General features: G+C 70.2%; 1 protein-coding gene. It reads left to right on the top strand.

Annotated features, from left to right (window positions below):
- Window positions 1-158 precede the first annotated feature (158 nt).
- Complete coding sequence (locus tag ACLIYP_RS30600) at window positions 159-974, top strand: transposase family protein (RefSeq protein WP_412716322.1); 816 nt, start codon at window positions 159-161, stop codon at window positions 972-974.
- The last annotated feature ends 10 nt before the right edge of the window (window positions 975-984 follow it).

Raw genomic sequence — 984 nt, 5'->3', positions numbered from 1 at the left:
CAGTGAGGTTTTCTCAGCGAAATGATCTACGCGAAGCCGGATGAGGCTCTGGTGTCCGGACGATTCGGGCAGCCCTGCCCCGGTGGCGGGCAGACGTAAAGCCCCTGGTAGGACGGTTCTCTCTCACAAGATCGTCCTGCGACACCAGAGGCTTCACGTTGGTCCCCTATGTTGCCATGCTCGACATCCCCCGCCCGGTGGTGGCCTTCCTCGCCCGCCTGCTGGCCGCCCACCGGCGGAAGATCGGCACTCCGCGCGGCTCGCGGGCGCTGGGCCCGTTCCGCCAGGCGGTCCTGGTGCTGCGCTGGTTCCGCCACCGCACCTGCGTGCACTGCCTGGCCCGCGACGCCGGGATCTCCCAGGCCACCGGCTACCGGTATCTGCACGAGGGCATCGATGTCCTCGCCGAGCGCGCCCCGGACCTGCACCAGGTCCTGGAAGGCTGCCGTGAGCAGGGCCTGAGCCATGTGGTCCTGGACGGCACGCTCATCGCCTGCGACCGGGTGGCCGGCACCACCGAGCGGGGCAACGACCTGTGGTACTCCGGCAAGGGACGGCACTTCGCCGGAAACCTGCAGTTCCTCGCCGCTCCCGACGGCTCGCTGCTGTGGGTCTCCGACATCGAGCCCGGTTCGGTGCACGACCTGCGCGCCGCGCGGACCCATGCGCTGCCGGCGCTGTACGCCGCGGCCCGCCACGGGCTGCCGACCCTGGCTGACGTGGGTTACACCGGCGCCGGCAGCGGCGTGCACACACCCTTCCGCCCGCACCCCGACATCGCCTCACCCCTGGCGGTAGACACCCGCGCCCACAACCGGCTGCTGCGCGGCATCCGCGCGATCGGCGAGCGTGCCGCGGCCGAGCTCAAACAGCGCTGGCGCACGCTGCAGCATGTGACGGTCAGCCCCAGCCGGATCGGAGCCATCGCCCAGGCCGCCCTCGTCCTCAACAATGCATGGCACGAAAGGCGTTGAGAAAACCTCA

Origin of the sequence: Streptomyces nanhaiensis (assembly GCF_046614825.1) — a bacterium.
GTDB lineage: Bacteria > Actinomycetota > Actinomycetes > Streptomycetales > Streptomycetaceae > Streptomyces > Streptomyces radiopugnans.
Note: the sequence above shows the minus strand (reverse complement) of the source record. Positions and strands in the feature narration are given on the sequence as shown.